Annotated in this window: 18 protein-coding genes; 12 read left to right on the forward strand and 6 right to left on the reverse strand. The window is 68.6% G+C overall.

What is annotated here, in order from left to right:
• The first annotated feature begins 182 nt into the window (after positions 1–182).
• The 6 genes from ABIE41_RS20025 (at position 183) to ABIE41_RS20050 (ending at position 6607) form a co-directional block, all read left to right on the forward strand.
• The gene (locus tag ABIE41_RS20025) at positions 183–1061 is read left to right on the forward strand and encodes a branched-chain amino acid ABC transporter permease (protein ID WP_192642000.1); all 879 of its coding nucleotides are present in this window, start codon (positions 183–185) and stop codon (positions 1059–1061) included.
• A complete protein-coding gene (locus tag ABIE41_RS20030; protein WP_210320838.1) occupies positions 1058–2080 on the forward strand; it encodes a branched-chain amino acid ABC transporter permease in 1023 nt (340 codons plus the stop codon). Before ABIE41_RS20025 ends, ABIE41_RS20030 begins: the two co-directional genes overlap by 4 nt.
• Positions 2077–2820 carry an ABC transporter ATP-binding protein gene (locus tag ABIE41_RS20035; RefSeq protein ID WP_192642001.1) on the forward strand — a complete coding sequence of 248 codons (744 nt, stop codon included), beginning with the start codon at positions 2077–2079 and terminating at the stop codon, positions 2818–2820. Before ABIE41_RS20030 ends, ABIE41_RS20035 begins: the two co-directional genes overlap by 4 nt.
• A gap of 102 nt (positions 2821–2922) precedes the next feature.
• The gene (locus ABIE41_RS20040; protein ID WP_192642002.1) at positions 2923–3660 is read left to right on the forward strand and encodes an ABC transporter ATP-binding protein; all 738 of its coding nucleotides are present in this window, start codon (positions 2923–2925) and stop codon (positions 3658–3660) included.
• Positions 3660–4706, forward strand: coding sequence for a Gfo/Idh/MocA family protein (locus ABIE41_RS20045; protein ID WP_192642003.1), 1047 nt, complete (start codon positions 3660–3662; stop codon positions 4704–4706). The genes ABIE41_RS20040 and ABIE41_RS20045 overlap by 1 nt, the downstream gene beginning before the upstream one ends.
• Positions 4707–4711: 5 nt before the next feature.
• A complete protein-coding gene (locus ABIE41_RS20050; RefSeq protein WP_192642004.1) occupies positions 4712–6607 on the forward strand; it encodes a bifunctional sugar phosphate isomerase/epimerase/4-hydroxyphenylpyruvate dioxygenase family protein in 1896 nt (631 codons plus the stop codon).
• Positions 6608–6647: 40 nt separating this feature from the next.
• Here the strand turns inward: ABIE41_RS20050 and ABIE41_RS20055 are convergent, their stop codons facing one another.
• From ABIE41_RS20055 to ccrA, 5 genes are all read right to left on the reverse strand, one after another.
• Complete coding sequence (locus ABIE41_RS20055) at positions 6648–7718, reverse strand: HD-GYP domain-containing protein (RefSeq protein WP_192642005.1); 1071 nt, start codon at positions 7716–7718, stop codon at positions 6648–6650.
• An 81-nt stretch (positions 7719–7799) separates the two neighbouring features.
• Positions 7800–9506, reverse strand: a complete 1707-nt coding sequence (locus ABIE41_RS20060; protein WP_192642006.1) for an acyl-CoA dehydrogenase family protein — start codon at positions 9504–9506, stop codon at positions 7800–7802.
• A 120-nt stretch (positions 9507–9626) separates the two neighbouring features.
• Complete coding sequence (locus ABIE41_RS20065) at positions 9627–10511, reverse strand: DMT family transporter (RefSeq protein ID WP_192642007.1); 885 nt, start codon at positions 10509–10511, stop codon at positions 9627–9629.
• 106 nt (positions 10512–10617) lie between these two features.
• Complete coding sequence (locus ABIE41_RS20070) at positions 10618–11277, reverse strand: glutathione S-transferase family protein (RefSeq protein WP_192642008.1); 660 nt, start codon at positions 11275–11277, stop codon at positions 10618–10620.
• 77 nt (positions 11278–11354) lie between these two features.
• Complete coding sequence (gene ccrA / locus ABIE41_RS20075) at positions 11355–12626, reverse strand: crotonyl-CoA carboxylase/reductase (RefSeq protein WP_192642009.1); 1272 nt, start codon at positions 12624–12626, stop codon at positions 11355–11357.
• A 215-nt stretch (positions 12627–12841) separates the two neighbouring features.
• Here ccrA and ABIE41_RS20080 point away from each other — a divergent pair, with 215 nt between their 5' ends.
• Complete coding sequence (locus tag ABIE41_RS20080; protein ID WP_192642010.1) at positions 12842–13150, forward strand: hypothetical protein; 309 nt, start codon at positions 12842–12844, stop codon at positions 13148–13150.
• A 10-nt stretch (positions 13151–13160) separates the two neighbouring features.
• On the opposite strand, the gene ubiG is transcribed toward ABIE41_RS20080, so the two are convergent.
• Positions 13161–13931: a bifunctional 2-polyprenyl-6-hydroxyphenol methylase/3-demethylubiquinol 3-O-methyltransferase UbiG gene (gene ubiG / locus ABIE41_RS20085; protein WP_192642011.1), complete on the reverse strand. Its 771-nt coding sequence runs from the start codon at positions 13929–13931 to the stop codon at positions 13161–13163.
• A gap of 149 nt (positions 13932–14080) precedes the next feature.
• On the opposite strand from ubiG, the gene ABIE41_RS20090 reads away from it, so the two are divergent.
• The 5 genes from ABIE41_RS20090 (at position 14081) to ABIE41_RS20110 (ending at position 20130) form a co-directional block, all read left to right on the forward strand.
• A complete protein-coding gene (locus ABIE41_RS20090; protein WP_192642012.1) occupies positions 14081–15319 on the forward strand; it encodes an aspartate kinase in 1239 nt (412 codons plus the stop codon).
• Between the two features lie 104 nt (positions 15320–15423).
• Positions 15424–16800, forward strand: a complete 1377-nt coding sequence (locus ABIE41_RS20095) for a methyl-accepting chemotaxis protein (RefSeq protein ID WP_192642013.1) — start codon at positions 15424–15426, stop codon at positions 16798–16800.
• Between the two features lie 82 nt (positions 16801–16882).
• The gene (locus ABIE41_RS20100) at positions 16883–17623 is read left to right on the forward strand and encodes a metallophosphoesterase family protein (protein WP_192642014.1); all 741 of its coding nucleotides are present in this window, start codon (positions 16883–16885) and stop codon (positions 17621–17623) included.
• Positions 17624–17639: 16 nt separating this feature from the next.
• Complete coding sequence (locus ABIE41_RS20105) at positions 17640–19040, forward strand: protein kinase domain-containing protein (RefSeq protein WP_192642015.1); 1401 nt, start codon at positions 17640–17642, stop codon at positions 19038–19040.
• 49 nt (positions 19041–19089) lie between these two features.
• Complete coding sequence (locus ABIE41_RS20110) at positions 19090–20130, forward strand: phosphotransferase family protein (protein ID WP_192642016.1); 1041 nt, start codon at positions 19090–19092, stop codon at positions 20128–20130.
• Positions 20131–20132 lie beyond the last annotated feature (2 nt).

Genomic DNA, 20132 nt, shown 5'->3' on the forward strand with positions numbered 1-20132 from the left:
ACGCTTCCGTAAGACTGGTCGCTGTCATCCCGGGCGACCGAAGGGAGACCCGGGATCCATTCCGGCACGAGGCCGGAAAGGCTCAGGAATGGATCCCGGCTCTCAGCGGCGCAAGCGCCGCTGAGAGCCGGGATGACACGGCACCTTTACAACGACGCTCTCCCCTCGAGCGAGGCACCCCCATGGCCGAATTCATCGCCTATCTCATTGCCGGCATCGCCACGGGCGCGATCTACGCGCTGGCTGCCATCGGCTTCACGCTGGTCTGGCAGACCTCGCAGACCATCAACTTCGCCCAGGGCGAGTTCGTGATGCTGCCGGCCGTGCTGGTGCTGCTCGCGATCAAGCTTTTCGGGGCGCCGGTCTGGCTGGGCGCGCTGATCGGCATCGCCGCCTTCATCCTGATCTTCGGCGTCGGCTTCAAGCTCACCGTGGTCGATCCGATGATCAAGCATGGCGTGCTGCCGCTCGCCATCGCCACCATGGCGCTGTCGATCATCATGAAGGAAGGCGCCAAGGACGGCTTCTCGGCCGAGGCGCAGAACTTCCCCTCCTTCGTTCCCACCAGGACCATCGAGGTCTTCGGCGCCGCGATCTCGCTTCAGCATCTGGCGATCATCGCCTGCGCCTTCGCCGTCATCGGCCTGCTGCAATGGTTCGTCGGCGGCACGCGGCTCGGCCGGCAGATGCAGGCGACCGCGCAGAACCCGACCGTGGCGCGCATCCTCGGCATCCCCGTCGAGCGGATGGTGCTCCTGACCTTCGTGATCAACGCCGCGCTCGCCGTCGTCGCCTCGGTGCTGATCTCGCCGATCTACCTGGCGAAGTTCTCGAATGGCGAGGTCATCGGCCTGTTCGCCTTCATCGCGGCCATCGTCGGCGGCTTCAACCAGGTCCGCGGCGCGCTGGTCGGCGGGCTGATCGTAGGCGTCGTCGACTCGATGGCGGCGGCCTATGTCTCGAGCTCCTACCGGCTGGCCGTGCCGCTCGTCCTGCTCGTGGTGATCATCCTGCTCAAGCCCGAGGGGCTGATGGGCCGCAAAGAGGAGCGCCGCGTATGACCGTGCAAGCGACCCGCGAGACCATGAGCTCCTCGCCTCGCCTCGCGCGGCTGCCGCTCGGCGGCACCTTCGACGGCGCCTTCCTGACGCTGCTGGCGGGCGCCGTGATCCTCTGGTTCGCGCCGGTCGGCATGGGCCGCTACGGCACCTATGTGCTCTCGCTCTGGCTGGTGATGAGCGTCGCCGTGATGGGGCTGAACCTGACACTGGGCTATGCCGGGCTGAAGTCGCTGGCGCAGGCCGCCTTCATGGGGCTGGGCGCCTACACCACCGCGATCCTGACGACGAAATACGGCGTCTCCTGGTATGCCGCCTTCGGGCTCTCGGGCTTGCTGACCTTCGCGGTCGGCATCGTGCTCGGCTTCCCGGCGCTGCGGGTGAAGGCGCATTACCTCGCCTTCGTGACGCTCGCCTTCTCGACGCTGATCTGGCTGATCCTGCGCAACGAGCAGTGGCTCACCGGCGGCGTCTTCGGCATCTCCAACATCAACCGGCCGGATTTCTTCGGCATCAAGCTGTTCGGCGCGCTCGAATTCCACCGCTTCGTCGTCGTGGTGACCTTCATCCTGGCGGTGGCGCTCTGGTGGCTGATCCGCTCGCCCTGGGGCCGCGCCTTCACGGCGCTGCGCGAGAACCCGATCCGTGCCGCGAGCCTGGGTATCGACACCCGCGCCTACACGCTGCTCGCCTTCGCCATCGGCTCCGCCTATGCGGGCTTCGCGGGGGCGCTCTATGCGCCGCTGGTCGAGTTCATCGACCCCTCGCCGTTTTCGCTGTCGCAGAGCTTCTTCCTGCTGCTGATGGTGGTGGCGGGCGGCTCGGGCTACCTGCTCGGGCCATTCGTGGGCGCGCTGCTCGGCGTCGTGCTGCCGGAATGGCTGCGCTTCGCCGGCTCGCTCTACCTGATCATCTTCGCGGCCATCGTGATGCTGCTGCTGATCGCCTGCCCGCAGGGGGTGAGCGGGCTGATGGAGCGGGCCTGGGCGAAACTCACCGGCAAGCGGGGAGAGACCCGATGAACACGGTTCTGGAAGTCGACAATCTCCACAAGGCGTTCGGCGGCATCAAGGCGGTCAACGGGGTATCCTTCTCGGTGAAGGAGGGCGAGATCCTCGGCATCATCGGCCCCAATGGCTGCGGCAAGTCGACCCTGTTCAACTGCATCCTCGGCCAGCTCGAGCCGACGGAAGGCAGCGTGAAGCTGGATGGCCGCGAGGTCACCCATATGCGTCCCTCGGAGCTGAACCGGCTCGGCGTCAGCCGCACCTTCCAGCTGCTGCAGGTCTTCCCCGAGCTGACCGTGCGCGAGAACCTGATCCTCGCGGGCCAAGAGCATGAGGGTTCGATGCTGTCGCGCCTGTTCGGGGCGCGTGATGCCGGGCTCACCGAGAAGGCCGAGCAGATGATCGGCTTCTTCAAGCTCGGCCATCTGGCGGACGCCAAGGCGGGCGGGCTCTCCTATGGCCAGCAGAAGCTGCTCGACGCGGCGATGGCCTTCATGGCCGGCCCCCGCCTCGTGCTGCTCGACGAGCCCGCCGGTGGCGTCAACCTCACCATGCTGGGCGATCTCAAGGAGCGGCTGCGCGCGATCAATGCCGAGCAAGGCGCGACCTTCGTCGTCATCGAGCACAACATGGATTTCGTGATGAGCCTGTGCTCGCGCGTCATCGTGCTCGCGGAGGGCCGAGTGCTGGCGGAAGGCACGCCGGCCGAGGTCCGCGCCAACCCGGCCGTGATCGACGCGTATCTGGGGCATTAACATCCGTCATGCTCGGGCTCGACCCGAGCATCTCCTGCAAGGGATTCTCGGGTCTGTGCTGCGCTCCGCCCGAGAATGACGCGGAAGGGAATGGAGACCGGAATGACCACCCCCATCCTCGAACTCGACGGCGTGGTCGGCGGCTATGGCGCCATGACCATCCTGAACGGCACGACGTTCAAGGTGCGCCGCGCCGCCATCACCACGGTGATCGGCCCCAACGGCGCCGGCAAATCGACCGTGTTCAAGGCGATTTTTGGCCTCCTGAAGGTGCGCGAGGGCACGATCCGGCTCGAGGGCACCGACATCACCAACTGGAGCCAGCGCAAGCTGCTGGAGGCCGGCATCTGCTATGTGCCGCAGGGGCGCAACATCTTCCCCGAGCTGTCGGTTCGCCACAATCTCGAACTTGGTTCGGTCGCAGCGGGCGCGCACATCACCGACATGCCCAAGCGGATCGAGGCGGCGCTCGACCGCTTCCCGGCGCTGCGGGCCAAGGCCGATGTCCAGGCCTCGACACTCTCGGGCGGGCAGCAGAAGCAGCTCGAGATCGTGCGCGGGCTCTTGCTCGATCCCAAGCTGGTGCTGATCGACGAGCCCTCGATCGGGCTCTCGCCGATGCTGGTGCAGGAGACCTTCGCGATCCTGATGGAGCTGCGCGCCAAGGGCGTCACCATCCTGATGATCGAGCAGAACGCCCGCTCGGCGCTGGAAATTTCCGACGAGGGCCTCGTGCTCGAACTCGGCCAGACCCGGATGCAGGGCCCCGCGGCGGAGATCCTGGCAGACCCGCGGGTGGCGCAGCTGTTCCTGGGCGGCGCGCTGACGGACGCGGCGTAATGGCAAACCTGAAGATCGCCCTCGTCGGCGCCGGGCTGATCGGGCGTGCGCATCTGGAGCGGCTGGACGCCTCCGGCGACTGCGACTGCGCCGCGATCTGCGACCCGACCGATGCGGCCAAGGCGCTGGCCGCCGAGCGCGGCACGCCTTGGTTCGCCTCGATCACGGAGATGCTGGCGGCACTGAAGCCGGGCGGGGCGATCATCGCGACGCCCAATGCGCTGCATGTGCCGGGCGCGATCGAATGCCTCGAAGCCGGCGTGCCCGTGCTGATCGAGAAGCCGCTGGCCGAGAGCGTCGCGGCGGCGCAGCGTCTGGTCGCGGCACAGGCGCGCACCGGCGTTCCCGTGCTCGCCGGCCATCACCGGCGCCACAACCTGATCGTCAAGGCGGCGCGCAAGCTGGTCCGCGAGGGCGGGATCGGCCGGCTGGTCGCGGTGACCTCGCTGTTCCTGATCCGCAAGCCGGACGACTATTTCGACGTCGCCTGGCGGCGCGAGGCGGGCGGCGGGCCGGTGCTGATCAACCTGATCCACGACATCGACAACCTCCGCTTCATCTGCGGCGAGATCGAGAGCGTGCAGGCGATGACCTCGAACGCGACGCGCGGCTTCGCGGTGGAGGACACCGCCGCCCTTGTCTTCCGCTTCGAAAACGGTGCGCTGGGCACGGCCACCGTCTCCGATGTCACGCCGACGCCGTGGAGCTGGGAGCTGTCCTCGGGCGAGAACAAGGCCTATCCGCAGCGCGACGGGCTCTGCTACCTGCTCGCCGGCAGCGAGGGCTCGCTCTCGGTGCCTGCGCTCGACCGCTGGCATTATGAGGGCCGCCAGGGCTGGTGGGAGCCGCTGCTGCGCGAGACGCTGGCGCTGGCGCCGCTGGAACCGCTGGCCGAACAGATCCGGCATTTCTGCGCGGTGATCCGCGGCACGGAGACGCCAATCACCGACGCGGCGGATGCGGCCCGGACACTCGCGGTGATCGAGGCGGTGGCTCAGGCGGCGCGGCGGGGCGAGCCCGTCACCATCGACCGCATGGAGGGCTGACAGCCATGACGAACCCAGCGCCGAACCCGACCTCGATCGCCACCGTCTCGCTGAGCGGCGACCTCGCGGAAAAACTGCAGGCGATCGCAGCGGCCGGGTTCGACGCGGTCGAGGTGTTCGAGAACGATTTCCTCACCTTCGACGGCGGGCCGCGCGAGGTCGGCCGCATGGTCGCCGATCTCGGCATGACAATCTGCGCCTTCCAGCCCTTCCGCGATTTCGAGGGCATGCCGGAGCCGCTACGAGCCCGCGGCTTTGCCCGGGCCGAGCGCAAATTCGCGATCATGAACGAGCTCGGCACCGATCTGATGCTGATCTGCTCGAACGTTTCGCCGCAGGCGCTGGGCGGGATCGACCGCGCGGCGGCGGATTTCCACCAGCTCGGCGAGCTCGCCGCGCGCTTTGGCGTGCGCGTCGGCTATGAGGCGCTGGCCTGGGGCCGGCACGTCAACGATTATCGCGACGCGTGGGAGATCGTGCGCCGGGCGGAGCATGAGCGGATCGGGCTGATCCTGGATTCCTTCCACACGCTGGCGCGCCAGTCGCCGTTGGGGCCGATCGCCTCGATTCCGGGTGACCGCATCTTCCTGGTCCAGCTGGCGGATGCGCCGAAGCTCGACATGGACGTCCTGAGCTGGAGCCGGCATTTCCGCTGCTTCCCCGGCCAGGGCGATCTCGCGGTGGCCGAGTTCATGCGGGCGGTGGCGCAGACCGGCTATGCCGGGCCGCTCTCGCACGAGATCTTCAACGACCAGTTCCGGGCCGGCTCGGCGCGGCGCCTCGCGACCGACGGCATGCGCTCGCTGATCGCGCTCGCCGACCAGGCACAGCCGCATCTGCCAGCGCGCGCGAAAGTGCTCGATGTCGAGTTCATCGAGTTCGCGCTCGATGAGGAGACGGCGGCCGAACTCGCCAAGCTGCTGGCGGCGCTGGGCTTCCGCCATAGCGGCCAGCATGTCAGCAAGGCGGTCTCCCGCTGGAGCCAGGGCGGCATCAGCCTGCTGCTCAACACCGAGACGGACGGTTTCGCCCAGTCGCATGCGATCATGCATGGGCCAGGCGCCTGCGCGATTGCCTTACGCGTCGATGATGTCGAGCAGGCGATGACCCGCGCGCTGGGGCTGAAGATCCAGAGCTTCGAGCAGGCCGTCGGGCCGGGGGAACTGCATATTCCCGCCATCCGCGGCGTCGGCGGGTCGCTGATCTACTTCACCCAACCCAGCGGCGAACTCGGCCAGATCTGGGAGCGGGATTTCGAGGCTGTGCCACCTACGGCCGGCGCCCCGTCACCGGATGTGCTGGCGCGGGTCGACCACATCTCGCAGTCGATGGACTATGAGGAGATGCTGTCCTGGCTCTTGTTCTACTCCTCGCTCTTCGCGCTGGAGCGGATTCCGCAGCTCGCCATCGCGGATCCGGCGGGGCTGGTGGAGAGCCGGCCGCTGGTCTCGCCCGAGGGCGGGGTGCGTTTCGTGCTCAACGGCTCGCAGGCGACGCGGACCCTGTCCTCGCGCTTCGTCTCGGAGCATTTCGGCTCGGGCGTGCAGCATATCGCCTTCAGCGCGCCCGACATCTTCGCGGCGGTCCAGGCGATGCGCGAGGCGGGGCTGTCCTTCCTCGCCATCCCCGAGAACTACTACGAGGACCTCGAAGCGCGGCACGGGCTCGACCCCGCCTTCATCGACGCGCTGCGCGACCACCACATCCTCTACGACCGCGACGGCGAGGCCGAATTCCTGCAGGTCTATACCCATGTCTTCGCGCAGCGCTTCTTCTTCGAGATCGTCGAGCGGCGGGGCGGCTATGCCGGTTTCGGCGCGGTCAACGCACCGGTGCGGCTGGCGGCGCAGGCCCGCGAGGCGCGGCCCGTGACAATGCCGCGCTCGCTGCGGGAGGTCTGAGGACGGAGCGCCGGGGGATGCCCCCTGCCGAGGAGTTGCTTTACGCCGCTTGGGAGGTCTTCAGCACGACGGCCTCGAAGGCCCGCACCAGGGCAGCGTCGAGCTTCGTGCCCATCAGCACCAGCATGGCATAGGCCTGGTCGGGCGCCATCGGCGGCTTGTAGCTGCGTCGCTCGATCAGCGCCGCATAGATGTCGCAGATCGTGATCATCCGCACGATATCGCCAATCTCCGCGTCCTTCAGCCCGTCGGGATAGCCCGAGCCGTCGAGATATTCGTGGTGGGAGCGCACCGCCGCCAGCACCTCCGGCCGCAGGCCGCCCTGCTTCACCAGCATCTCGTAGCCGATCACCGGGTGGCCGCGCATCACCACCTGCTCGGCGGGATCGAGCGCGCCGGGCTTGTGCAGGATGGCGAGCGGGATGCGCGCCTTGCCGATGTCGTGGAGGACGGCGGCACGCGTCACCAGCTTGCGGTCCTCCACCGAAAAGCCAAGCTGATGGCCAAAGCTCGCGGCAAGGCCCGCGACCAGCATGCAGTGCTGATAGGTCAGGTCGTCATAGCTCCAGACGACCTGAAGCAGGTCGCCGATGTCGCTGGCGCCGGCCGCCTGCTCGATCGCCTCGACCGAAGCCTCGACCGCCCGCAGCGGGACCGGCGCCCCTTTTGCGACCGACCCCAGCATGTCGGCGAGCGAGGCCGCCGCGGTGGCGAGCTGGGCCCGGGTGAAGGCGACGGTGCCTCTCGCCGGATCGCCGCCCTCCCCTTCGCCGAGAAGCTGCTCGACGGTCTTGACCAGTAGCGCGGCCGGGGCATCCGCCGGCAGCACCTCCGTCGCACCGATGGCCCGCGCCTGGATGGCGGTGCGGACCGTCATCTCGCGCAGCAAACAAAGATAGGGCGCGTTCTTGTCGCGATGGCGGGCCAGCGCCTCGCGCATCGCCTCGACGCTCTCGCGCCGGCCGAGATCGACGTCGCCGATCACGATCGCCGGCCGGGGATCGCTCGTTTCTGACTCGGCGCCGAGGATCACGACCGCGCATGGCCCGATCAGCCCGAGCCTGCGCGCCAGATCGGGATGGCCGTCCGAGCGGTCGGTGATCAGAAGCATCCGGAAACAATTCCGAGGCGGTACATCCTCTCAACCAATCACGCGAAGCGTAAATTTGCCGTTGTTGCGGTTGCCCAAACGTTAGGCAGCGCGGGAGGCATCCGCGTCTTCGACCAGCCGCCGCGCGATCACTTGCGCCTGGATTTCGGCGGCCCCCTCGAAGATGTTCAGGATGCGGGCGTCGCAGAGCACGCGGCTGATGGCGTATTCGAGCGCAAAGCCGTTGCCGCCATGGATCTGCAGCGCATTGTCGGCGGCGGCCCAGGCGACGCGGGCTCCGAGCAGCTTGGCCATGCCGGCCTCGAGATCGCAGCGGCGCTCGGCATCCTTCTCGCGGGCGGCGAAATAGGTGAGCTGGCGGGCGATCAGGATTTCGGCCGCCATCATCGCCAGCTTGTCGGCGACGCGCGGGAAGGCGATCAGCTTCTTGCCGAACTGGACGCGCTCGCGGGCATAGCGCAAGCCGAGATCGAAGGCCGATTGGGCGACGCCGACGGCACGTGCCGCCGTCTGGATGCGGGCGGCCTCGAAGGTCTGCATCAGCTGCTTGAAGCCCTGGCCCTCGACGCCGCCGAGCAGGTTCTCGCCCTTGACGGTGAAGCCGTCGAAGGCAAGTTCGTATTCCTTCATGCCGCGATAGCCGAGAACCTCGATCTCGCCGCCGGTGAGCCCCGCGACCGGGAACGGATCTTCGTCCGTGCCACGCGGCTTCTCGGCGATCAGCATGGAGAGGCCCTTGTAGCCGCTCTCCGTGGGGTCGGTGCGCACGAGCAGCGTCATGATATCGGCGCGGACGGGATGGGTAATCCAGGTCTTGTTGCCGGAGACCTTCCAGACGTCACCGTCCTTCACGGCCCGGGTGCGCAGGCTGGCGAGGTCGGAGCCGGTGTTGGGCTCGGTGAAGACGGCGGTGGGCAGGACCTCGCCGGAGGCCAGCTTCGGCAGCCATTGCTCCTTCTGCTCGGCCGTGCCGCCGCAGAGGATGAGTTCGGCAGCGATCTCCGATCGGGTGCCGAGTGAGCCGACGCCGATATAGGCGCGCGACAGCTCCTCCGAGACGACGCACATCGAGACCTTGGTCAGGCCCATGCCGCCGAATTCCTCGGGGATCGTCAGCCCGAAGACGCCGAGCTCGGCCATCTTCTCGACGACCTCCATCGGGATGTAGTCGTTCTTCAGGTGCCACTCATGGGCGTGGGGCGTCACCTCCGCGGCGCAGAAGCGGCGCATCTCGGAGCGGATCGCCTCGAGCGTCTCGTCGAGGCCGGGATCGCCGACGCCGGCGGCGCCGTCGTCCTGGCTGAACAGGTCGACGAGGCGGGCGCGGTTCTCGGGCGTGTTGCCCTGCGCGATCAGGGCCCGGGCGGCCGGCGTGTCAGCAGCGGCGATCGCCTTCTCGGAGAGGCCGAGCGCGGCAAGCCTGATGATCTCGCCCTGGCTCATCGGGATGCCGCCGAAGATCTGCGCGGCATATTCGCCGGCGCCAATGCGGATCGCGTAATCCTCGATCGCGCCATAACGGTTCTCGGATGCGAGGCGCTCGCCATAGGCCTTCATCTCGCGCAGCGACATCACATAGGTCGCGAGCCAGGCGAGGCCATGGGCGGCGTGCTGCTGCGCTTCGAGCCGGGCGGAGGAGATCTTGCCCTCCACCGTCACCTTCGCGCGCACGGCGGCGACGGCATTCTGCAGCAGGGTCTCGAAGCCGGGCAGCGCGGCGGCGATCAGCGCCGTGGCGCTCTCGGGGGCCGGCTCGGCGACATGGATGGCGGCGGCTTGTGCGCTCATAGTTGCTCTCCCTTGTGCGTCGCAGCATAGGGCGCGATTTGAAAAGCCGGAATGCCCCTTTCGGCGCAAGAATGCCGCATGTCCCAGGACCGCCGCATGGTGCGGCCCTGCGCCGACACGCTATTTGCGGCTGGCCAGCGCGACCCCGATGATGGTGAGCGCCATGCCGGCGATCTGGATGGGCGTCAGCGTTTCGCCGAACAGAATCCAGGCCTCGACGGCCACCAGAGCCGGCACGAGATAGAGGAAGGTCGCGATGCGCGAGACTTCGCCGCGGCGCAGGATCAGCAGATAGAGCCCGATTCCGCCGAGCGACAGGGCCAGCACCGACCAGCCCAGGACGAGCGCCATGGTCAGGTTCCACTCGATCCGCATCGGCTCGAGCGCGAAGGCCAGCGGCAGCGTGAAGACGACGGCCGCGGCATACTGGATCGTCGTGACGGTGCGCAGATCGCCGGAGACGATGCGCGCCTTCTGGAAGAAGGAGCCGAAGGTCACCGCAACCATGCCGACGATGTTGACCGCGACGGGGATCAGGATGCCCCAGAGGGCGGCGGGATCGACGCCGACCAGCTTTGGCTCCAGGACCAGTGCGATTCCGACAAAACCGAAGGCGATGCCGGCCCAGCGGATGAGGGAGATGCGCTCGCCGACCAGGGCCGGCGCCAGCAGCGCGGTCAGGATAGGCTGGAGGCCCGCGATCAGGCCCGAAATGCCGGCCGGCAGGCCGTGGCGCACCGCCCACCAGACGCCGCAGAGATAGATCGCGTGCAGCAGCACGCCCGAGATCGCGCAGTCGAGCCAGGCGCGCGGCGTCGCCGGCCAGGGCGCTCCGACCGCCAGCGACAGGGCCGCCAGCAACACGCCCGCCGTGGCGAAGCGCACCGCGAGGAAGGTCAGCGGGTCGGCGTATTGCGCCGAATAGCCCGCGACGATCCACCCCGACGACCAGAGGAAGGTGAAAACGAGCGGGACGATGCGCAGGAACAGGGGCGAGGACAGCATGGGACGCCTTTGCGAGCGCGATGCTCTACAGCCCTTCCCCGCAGCGCGACAGCGCGCCGGCGCCGCGGCGCCATGTTCGGGCCGCGCGCGGCGCGATCGGCGCGCCTCAGTCCCGATCCGGGGCGCCGAGCGGGAAGAGGTGGCGATAGGGCCGTGCCGCCTCGACGGCGCGCGCAACGGCAGGGCGCGCGAGCAGCCTAGCGCGATAGGCGCGCGTCGTCGGGAAGGCCGCGTCGATCTCGTGGACCCAATCGGCATAGAACAGCGCGGGTGCCGCGGCGCAGTCGGCCATCGAGAAGTCGCCGTCACAGGCCCAGTCTCGTCCGGCAAGCTGGCCCTCGAGCCATTGATAGGCAGTGTCCAGCAGCGCCCGCGCCTCGGCGATGCCGAGCGCATCCCGGTCCTCCGGCGCCCGGATCCGGTCGAAGACGATCCGCATCATCGGTGTCATCACGTAATTGTCGAAGAAGCGGTCCATCGCCCGCACCGGGAGCGCCTCCCGCGGCTGGCGGGGCAGCAGCGGGCGCGGGCCGGGGTAATGCAGTTCGAGATGCTCGATGATGATGCTGGATTCGACGATCGTCTCGGCCCCGTCGACCAGCACCGGGAAGCGCTTCACCGGCCAGAGCGCGGCGAATTCCTCGCCGTTCTGCGGATTTTCGCTGCTGAGCAGGCGCAGTGTAAAGGGCGTCTGGTTCTCGTCGAGGGCGATCAGCACCTTCTGCGAATAGGAGGAGAAGGGATGGGCAAAGAGCTGGAGCGACATGGGACCCCTCGTTCGGCGATTTACTTTACCGAACGTTTAAGTTTTATCGCTCCAGCGCGCAAGCCCGCGTGAGCGCCCTACCCCGCCAGCGCCTCGACGACGTCCTCATAGGTGCGCAGGCCCGTGCGCGGGGCATAGACCAGCACGGACATGTTGCCCGGGGCGTGCTCGTTCTTCCACATCTTGTGATGGGCGAGCGGGATCTTGTCCCAGGGGAAGACCTCGGACATGCAGGGGTCGAGGCGCCGGTCGATGACGAACTGGTTGGCGGCGCTCGCTTGCTTGAGATGGGCGAAATGCGAGCCCTGGACGCGCTTCTGCCGCATCCAGACATAGCGGGCGTCAAAGGTGATGTTGAAGCCCGAGGTGCCCGCGCAGAACACCACCATGCCGCCGCGCTTGGCAACGAGGCAGGAGACCGGGAAGGTCGCCTCACCCGGATGCTCGAACACGATGTCGACGTCCTTCTTGCCCGTGATGTCCCAGATCGCCTTGCCGAACTTGCGGGCCTCCTTCACCCAGACATCATATTCCGGGCTGTTCACGGTGGGCATCTGGCCCCAGCAGTTGAAATCCTTGCGGTTGATGACGCCCTTGGCGCCCAGCCCCAGCACGTAATCGCGCTTGGTCTCGTCCGATATCACGCCGATGGCGTTGGCGCCCGAGGCCGCGCAGAGCTGCACGCCGAAGACGCCGAGACCGCCCGAGGCGCCCCAGACCAGCACGTTATCGCCCGGCTTGATCGTGTGCGGGGCATGGCCGAACAGCATGCGATAGGCGGTGGCGAGCGTCAGCGTGTAGCAGGCCGCCTCCTCCCAGGAGAGGTGCTTGGGTTTGACCATGAGCTGGCGCGACTGCACCCGGCAGAACTGCGCGAAGGAGCCGTCCGGCGTCTCGTAGCCCCAGATTCGCTGGGATGACGAGAACATCGGGTCGCCGCCATTGCACTCCTCGTCGTCGCCGTCGTCCTGGTTGCAGTGGACGATGACCTCGTCGCCGACCTTCCAGCGCTTCACCTTGGAGCCAACCGCCCAGACGATGCCCGAGGCGTCGGACCCGGCGATGTGCAGTGATTGCTTGTGCACGTCGAAGGGCGAGATCGGCTGGCCCAGGCCCGCCCAGATGCCGTTGTAGTTGACACCACCGGCCATCACGAGGAGCAGCACTTCCTCCTCGCCGATCGCCCAGGTCGGCACGACCTCGACCTGGAAGCTGTCCTGCGGCGGGCCATGGCGCTCGCGGCGGATGGTCCAGGCATACATGTTCGCCGGCACATGGCCGAGCGGGGGCAGTTCGCCCAGTTCGTAGAGGTCCTTGAGCGGTTGCGCGGCGGCCTGCGTCTTCGACATGGTCGTCTCTCCCCTGCTGTCCGCCCGCCGGCCGTCGGGCCGAGGGTGGTTGGAGCGATCATGCATCATATGCTGCGTCGCGCCATCAGCCGATCGAACTATATTGCGCCGCAAAATGCACGGACGGCAGATCATGGCGCCGGAGCGCCGTGCCGGATCGCAGCATCCCCTTAACCGCTGGGCGCTATGGTGTTTCGACTTGCGGAGACCGCCCGATGCGCGCGCTGATCCAGATGCTCGGCCTGCCCGACATGCCCACCCCGACGCTCGTCATCTTCCTGGCGGTGGTGGCGGTCGCGCTGCTGCTGTTCGGCTGGCTCTCCGACCTGCTGTTGCGCGACGGCGGCTTCGGCATCGCCCTCAACGGCTCGATCGGATTGACGGGCGCGATCCTCGGGACGCTCGCCTGGCGCAAGCTCGGCTATACGATCGGCACCAATCCGGCGCTGACGACCTCCGTCATCGCGCTGCTGGCGAGCCTCGGCCTGCTGATCCTGCTGACGACGATCCGGCGCTGGCTCTGAGCGGCCGGCGTCAGGCGCGCCGGTAGGCGACGGTCATGTAGTTGACGTCGGTGTCCCGCGAGGCCGACCAGCGGTCGGTCAGCGGGTTGTAGGTCACGCCCGTGGTCTCGCCGAGGTCGAGGCCGTTGCGCGCGATCGCGTCGCCGAGTTCCTCGGGCTTCACGAACTTTTCCCAGTCATGGGTGCCGCGGGGCAGCCAACGCAGGACATATTCGGCCCCGACGATGGCGAGCGCGTAGGATTTCAGCGTGCGGTTCAGCGTCGCCATCACCAGCAGGCCGCCCGGCTTGACCGCCGCACAGCAGGCCGCGACGAAGGCGTCGACATCGGCAACGTGCTCGACGACCTCCATCGCAAGCACGATGTCATAGCGCGCGCCGTCGGCGACCAGCGCCTCGATCGTCTCCTGGCGATAATCGACCGGCAGGCCCGATGCTTCGGCGTGGGCGCGAGCGACAGCGACATTGGTCGGCGCGGGATCGAGCCCCGTCACCTGCGCGCCCAGCCGGGCCAGCGGCTCGCTGAGGACGCCGCCGCCGCAGCCGATGTCGACCAGGCTCAGCCCCTCGAGCGAGCGGATCGTCTTCGGATCGCGGCCAAAACGGTCACAGGCGAGGTCGCGGATGAAGGCGAGGCGGACGGGGTTGAACTTGTGCAGCACCGCCATGGGTCCCTTCGGGTCCCACCAGGTGCGGGCGATGCCCTCGAAGCGCGCCACCTCGGCGGCGTCGATCGTGGAGCCGTCCCGCGTCGTGCCTCCGGTCCGTGCGGTCGCCGCCATCGTCCTGTTCCCTTCGCCGCCCGCCGGGCCTTCGTCGCATTGACAGGCCCGCCGCTCCCCGTCATCTACACGCGCCCTGCGCCCGGCGCGAGGGTGACCTTTCGTCCCGCCCGGCGGGACATCCCGTCTTCGAGAGCCTTTGGACCGCCATGGCCCGTCTGGTGATGAAATTCGGCGGCACGTCCGTCGCCACGGTGGAGCGGATCAAGAACGCGGCCCGGCACGTCAAACGCGAGTTCGATGCCGGCCACGAGGTCGCGGTCGTCGTCTCCGCCATGTCCGGCAAGACCAACGAGCTGGTCGCCTGGTGCAAGGAGGCGGCCCCCCTCTACGACCGCGCCGAATACGATGTCGTCGTGGCCTCGGGCGAGCAGGTGACCTCTGGCCTGATGGCGCTCGTGCTGCAGGAAATGGGGCTCCCGGCCCGCTCCTGGCAGGGCTGGCAGATCCCGATCTACGGCTCCGACGCGCATGGCTCGTCCCGCATCGAGAGCGTCGACGGGGCCGGCATCATCGTCGGCTTCGACCGCAACCGCGAGATCGCCGTCTGCTCCGGCTTCCAGGGCATGCATGGCGCCAGCAACCGCATCGTCACCCTCGGGCGCGGCGGCTCCGACACCTCGGCGGTCGCGATCGCGGCAGGCCTGAAGGCGGATCGCTGCGACATCTACACCGATGTCGACGGGGTCTACACCACCGATCCCCGCGTCGTGCCCAAGGCACGGCGCATGGACAGGGTCTCCTTCGAGGAGATGCTGGAGATGGCTTCGCTCGGCTCGAAGGTCCTCCAGGTCCGCTCGGTCGAGATCGCGATGGTGCATCGCGTGCCGACCTATGTGCGCTCCTCCTTCGACGACCCCACCAATCCCAATCCAGGCACCCTCATCTGCGACGAGGACGACATCGTGGAACAGCAGATCGTCACCGGCATCGCCTTCTCGCGCGACGAAGCCCAGATCACGCTCCGGCGCGTGGCCGACAAGCCGGGCGTGGCAGCGGCCATCTTCGGCCCGCTGGCGGACGCCAACATCAATGTCGACATGATCATCCAGGTCGTCTCCGACGACCAGGCGACGACCGACATCACCTTCACGGTGCCCACCGCCGACTACGAGCGCGCCAAGACGCTGCTGGAGAGCCTGCACGGGCAGATCCACTACCAGGCGCTGCAGGGCGCGACCGACGTGGTCAAGGTCTCGGCCATCGGCGTGGGCATGCGCAGCCATGCCGGCGTCGCGGCCCGCGCCTTTCGGGCGCTGTCGGAAAAGGGCATCAACATCCGCGCCATCACCACCTCCGAGATCAAGTTCTCGGTGCTGATCGACGCCGCCTATACCGAGCTCGCGGTGCGCACGCTGCACTCGCTTTACGGGCTCGACGCGGCTTAAGAAGCCGCTGAAGACGGCGCGAAAATGCTCTTAATTTCGCGCCGGCTTTGTTTAAGGGGTTCATGAGACCGTCAGAGCCGGCGAAACTCCGGCACAGGCGCATCTTGACCCAGGATACACCCTCTCCCGCAGAACCCGCTGCGATCACGCGCGCCGGCATCGAGAAGCTGCTGGCCGTCTCCGGCGTGGACGCGCGCTCGATCGCCGTGGCGCGGTCTCTGCTGCCGGTGGTGAGCGCGCGGGCGCGCGCGGCGACGAGCGACTATTGCGACCATCTCGAACGCTCGGTCGCGGATATGAGGCCGCATGTCGAGCGGCATCGCCAGCCGATCGTCGAGGCCGAGCAGCGCCATCTCGAGATGCTGTTCCAGGGCGAGTTCGGCGACGACTACGCTGCCGATCTCAACCGCGCCGCGACCAGCGACTATGGCGACGCCATGGGCATCCGCACGCGGCTCGGCACGGCGCTGCGGCTGATCGAGCCGCTCTTCGCGGAAATTGCGCGGCGGCGGCGCTTCAGCAGCAAGGCCGCCATCGCCGATGCCGCGGCGCTGACCCGGCTCCTGCTCTGCGACGCGCTGGCCGCGACCTCCTGCCACCAGCGGGCGAGCCGGATCGGGCTGACGCGGCGGGAGAACGCGCTGCATCTGGCCGCGTCCTCCTTCCAGACCCAGATCGGCCAGCTCTCGGAGAGCCTGCGGGTCGCCGCGAGCACGCTGCGCGACTATGCAGCGACCAGCCTCTATCGCAGCGGCCAGGCCGACCGCGAGGCGACGGTGGCGGAGGATGCCGCGCGCGCCTGCACCGACAGGATCGACCGCGCCGTCGCCGCCACGAACATGCTGGTCAGCGCGCTCGACCATGTCAGCAGCGAGACCCAGCAGAGCTCCACCATCACCGCAGCCGCCGTCGCCGATACGCGCGAGGTCTCGGATTCGATGGCGATGCTGACGGAGGCGACCGGGCGCATCGGCTCGATCGTCACGCTGATCGAGCAGATCGCGACCAAGACGAACCTGCTCGCCCTCAACGCCACGATCGAGGCGGCGCGGGCGGGCGCGGCCGGGCGCGGCTTCGCCGTCGTCGCCGGCGAGGTGAAATCGCTCGCCCACCAGACCGCGAGCGCAACCGGCGAGATCGCGACCCAGATCGCCCAGGTGCAGGCCGCAACGGATATCTGCGTCCGGCATGTCGATTCGATCAGCCTGACGATCGGGCGGCTCGAACAATCGGCGTCCTCGATCGCGCAGACAGTCCAGCAGCAGTCGAGCGCCACCACCGACATGGCCGCCGACACGCAGGAGGCCGCGACCCGCACCCGCGAGGGCCTGGGCTCGGCCCAGGCGGCACGGCTCTCGATCGGCGATGTCGCCAAGATGTCGATCGAGCTCGACAGCGCCGCCGTGCAGGTCGAGGCCTCGGCCGGGATGATCAGCGACCTCGTGGCGCATTTCCTCGCGAGCCTGCGGCCGGCCGCCTGAAGGGCTGCGCGCCGAAAGGCCAATGGCGCCCTCCGCCTGACGGTGGCACAGCGGTGGTCCGATCCCCGCGGTCCTGCCGCCCATGCGCATCGCCGTCCTCACGGATTTGCACGCCAATCGCGAGGCGACCGAGGCGGTCCTCGCCGAGGTCGCGCGGCTGGCGCCCGACCGCATCGTGCTGCTCGGCGACATCGTGGGCTATGGCCCTGACCCCGCCTTCGCAGTCGAGACGACGGAACGGCTGGTCGCGGACGGGGCGCTCTGCGTCCTGGGCAATCATGACGAGGCCACGGTCCAGGGCCCGGGCGGGATGACACCGCATGCCCATGACGCGATCGTCTGGACACGCGCGCAGCTCTCGCCCGCCCATCTCGCCTTTCTGTCGCGCCTGCCGCTGACGGCAGAGCTGCCGGGGATGCTGCTGGTCCATGCCAGCGCCGCGGCGCCGGGCAAATGGCCCTATCTGCGCCTTGAGAAGGCGGCGGGCGAGTGCCTGGCGGCGACGTCGGCGCCGCTGGTGCTCTGCGGCCATACGCATGTGCCGGCGATCTATTACGCGCTGCCGGGGCGCGAGCCGGTGCGTTTCACGCCGCTGGCCCAGGTGGCGGCGCCGCTCTCGGCGATCCGCCGCCATGTCGTGGTCGTCGGCGCCGTCGGCCAGCCGCGCGATGGCAATCCGGCCGCCTGCTTTGCGCTTCTCGATACCGAGCGGCGCGAGGTGACGATGGTCCGCGTGCCCTATGACACGCAGGAGACCGCCCGCAAGATCGCCGCGGCCGGGCTGCCGGACTGGCTCGGCCTGCGGCTGCAGGTCGGCCGTTAGGACGGAGGGAACCGCCATGGAGACGCCAAGGATCGGCTCGGTCATCGACGGCTTCACCCTGACGGAGCGGCTTCCGTCTGGCGGCATGGCGACGCTCTGGCGGGTGAGCCATCCCGACCACGACCTGCCGCTGGTGATGAAGATCCCGATCCTCGACCCCGGCGCCGATGTCTCGACCATCGTCGGTTACGAAACCGAGGTGATGGTCCGCAGGCGGCTGTCCGGGCCGCATGTGCCCCGCGTCGTCGGCGCCGGCGATCTCGCCGCTCTCCCCTATATCGCGATGCAATTCGTCGCGGGGGAACGGCTGGCGGAGACGATGCGCACGGCGCCGCTGCCGATCGCCGAGGTGGTGCGCATCGGCAGCGCGATCGCCATCGCGCTCGCCGATCTGCACCGGCAGAAGGTGGTGCATCTCGATCTCAAGCCCGAGAATGTGATGATGACGCCGAATGGCGCCGTGCTGCTCGATTTCGGCCTGTCGCGCCATGCCGAGCTGCCGGATCTGCTCGGCGAGGAGAGCTCCGCCCCGATGGGGACGGCGGCCTATATGGCGCCGGAGCAGGTGCTGGGCGACCGCTCCGACCCGGCGAGCGATATCTTCGCGCTGGGCTGCCTGCTCTACCAGACAGCCACCGGCGAGGAGCCCTTCGGCCGGCCCGCGACGCTGCCCGGCATGAAGCGGCGGCTCTATCACGCGCCACGCCCGCCACGCGCGCTGCGGCCGGACATGCCGGCCTGGCTCGAGGAGATCGTGCTGCGCTGCCTCGAGGTCGATCGCAGCCGCCGCTATGCGGATGCCGCCAAGGTTGCCTTCGACCTGCGCCATCCCGACCAAGTCGTGGTCGCCCGCCATCGCAAGCCGTCAGCCCCGCCCAGCCTGGGGCAGCGCCTGCTGGCACGCTTCCAGAAGCGCGAGGAGAGCGAGGTGCTGGGGCCGCCGACGCGCGAGCGCCACGAGGCCGGCCCCTCAATCGTGCTGGCGGCGGTCGATCTCTCGGGCGCCCATGACGCGCTGGCGCAGGCGATCCTGGCGGAGACGCGCCGCCTGTTGGACGCGCGGGAGGATTCCTGGCTCGCCTGCCTGAGCATCCTGCGCACCGAGCTTTTGCGCGACAGTCAGGGCGTCGATGCGCAGGGCCGCTCGGCCTATATCGGGCGTCTCGTGGCGCTGAAGGACTGGGCCCGGCCGCTGCATCTGCGCGAGGACCGGGTGAGCTACCATGTCATCGAGGCGGTCAGCGCCGCCGACGCGATCCTCGGCTATGCCGAGCACAACGACATCGACCATATCGTGCTCGGGGCCCGCAGCTCTTCGGCGGTGCGGCGCCATCTCGGCAGCGTCTCGACCAAGGTGGTGGCCGAGGCGCGCTGCTCGGCCTCGGTGGTCAGGATCAAGGGCGGCGCGACATCGTGACCCGTCCGTCGCGTTGACCCCGCCCCTCCCCCTGCCGATGATGCCGCCCATGCCTGCGCCCGCCCCCGCTCCGCTGGAATTCGACGCCGCCCGTCTTGATGCCTATCTGCGCGCGACCCTGCCCGCCCGGGCCGCGGGGGCGATGACGCTGGAGCGGATCAGCGGCGGCCAGTCCAACCCGACCTTCTTCCTGTCCTATCCGGACGCCGGCACGCGGCTCGTGCTGCGCAAGAAACCGCCCGGGCCGCTGCTGCCCTCGGCGCATGCGGTGGATCGCGAATACCGCATCCTCAAGGCGCTGGCGGGCTCGGCCGTGCCGGTGCCACCCGTATTGCTGTTCGAGGCGGACGAGGGCGTGGTGGGCACGCCGTTCTACCTGATGGAGCGGCTGGAGGGCCGCGTCTTCCACGACACCGCCCTGCCCGGCGTGACGGCTGACGACCGCGAGGCGATGTATTTCGCCATGGCCGAGACGCTGGCCGCGCTGCACGGCTTCGACTGGCAGGCGGCGGGGCTGTCTGACTACGGCAAGCCCGGCAACTACTACGCACGCCAGATCGCCCGCTGGGGCCGGCAATGGCAGGAGACGAAGACGCAGGAGATCCCGGCGGTGGACAGGGTCTTCGGCTGGCTGTCGGAACATCTCGACGAGACGCCCGAGACCACGATCGTCCATGGCGATTTCCGGCTCGGCAACCTGATGTTCGCGCCCGACCGGCCCGAGGTGATCGCCGTGCTCGACTGGGAGCTGTCGACGCTGGGGCACCCGCTCTCGGACGTCGCCTTCTCCTGCCTGCCCTGGCATTCGACGCCCGCCATGTATGCCGGCATCGTCGGGCTCGATCGCGAGGCGCTGGGCATTCCGACTCAAGCCGCCTATCTCGACCGCTACTGCACCGCCGCCGGCCGCGCCGCGGGGCCGGGCCGCTTCCACCTCGCCTTCTCGCTGCTTCGCTTTGCGGTGATCCTCGACGGCATCGCGGCGCGGGCGAAGGCCGGCAACGCTGCCGCCGAGAATGCGGTGGCGGTCGGCGAGATGGCGGAGAGTTTCGCGCTGCGCGCAGAGGCCGTGATCGACGGCCGCGACTGAGG

The organism is Bosea sp. OAE506, assembly GCF_040546595.1.
GTDB lineage: Bacteria > Pseudomonadota > Alphaproteobacteria > Rhizobiales > Beijerinckiaceae > Allobosea.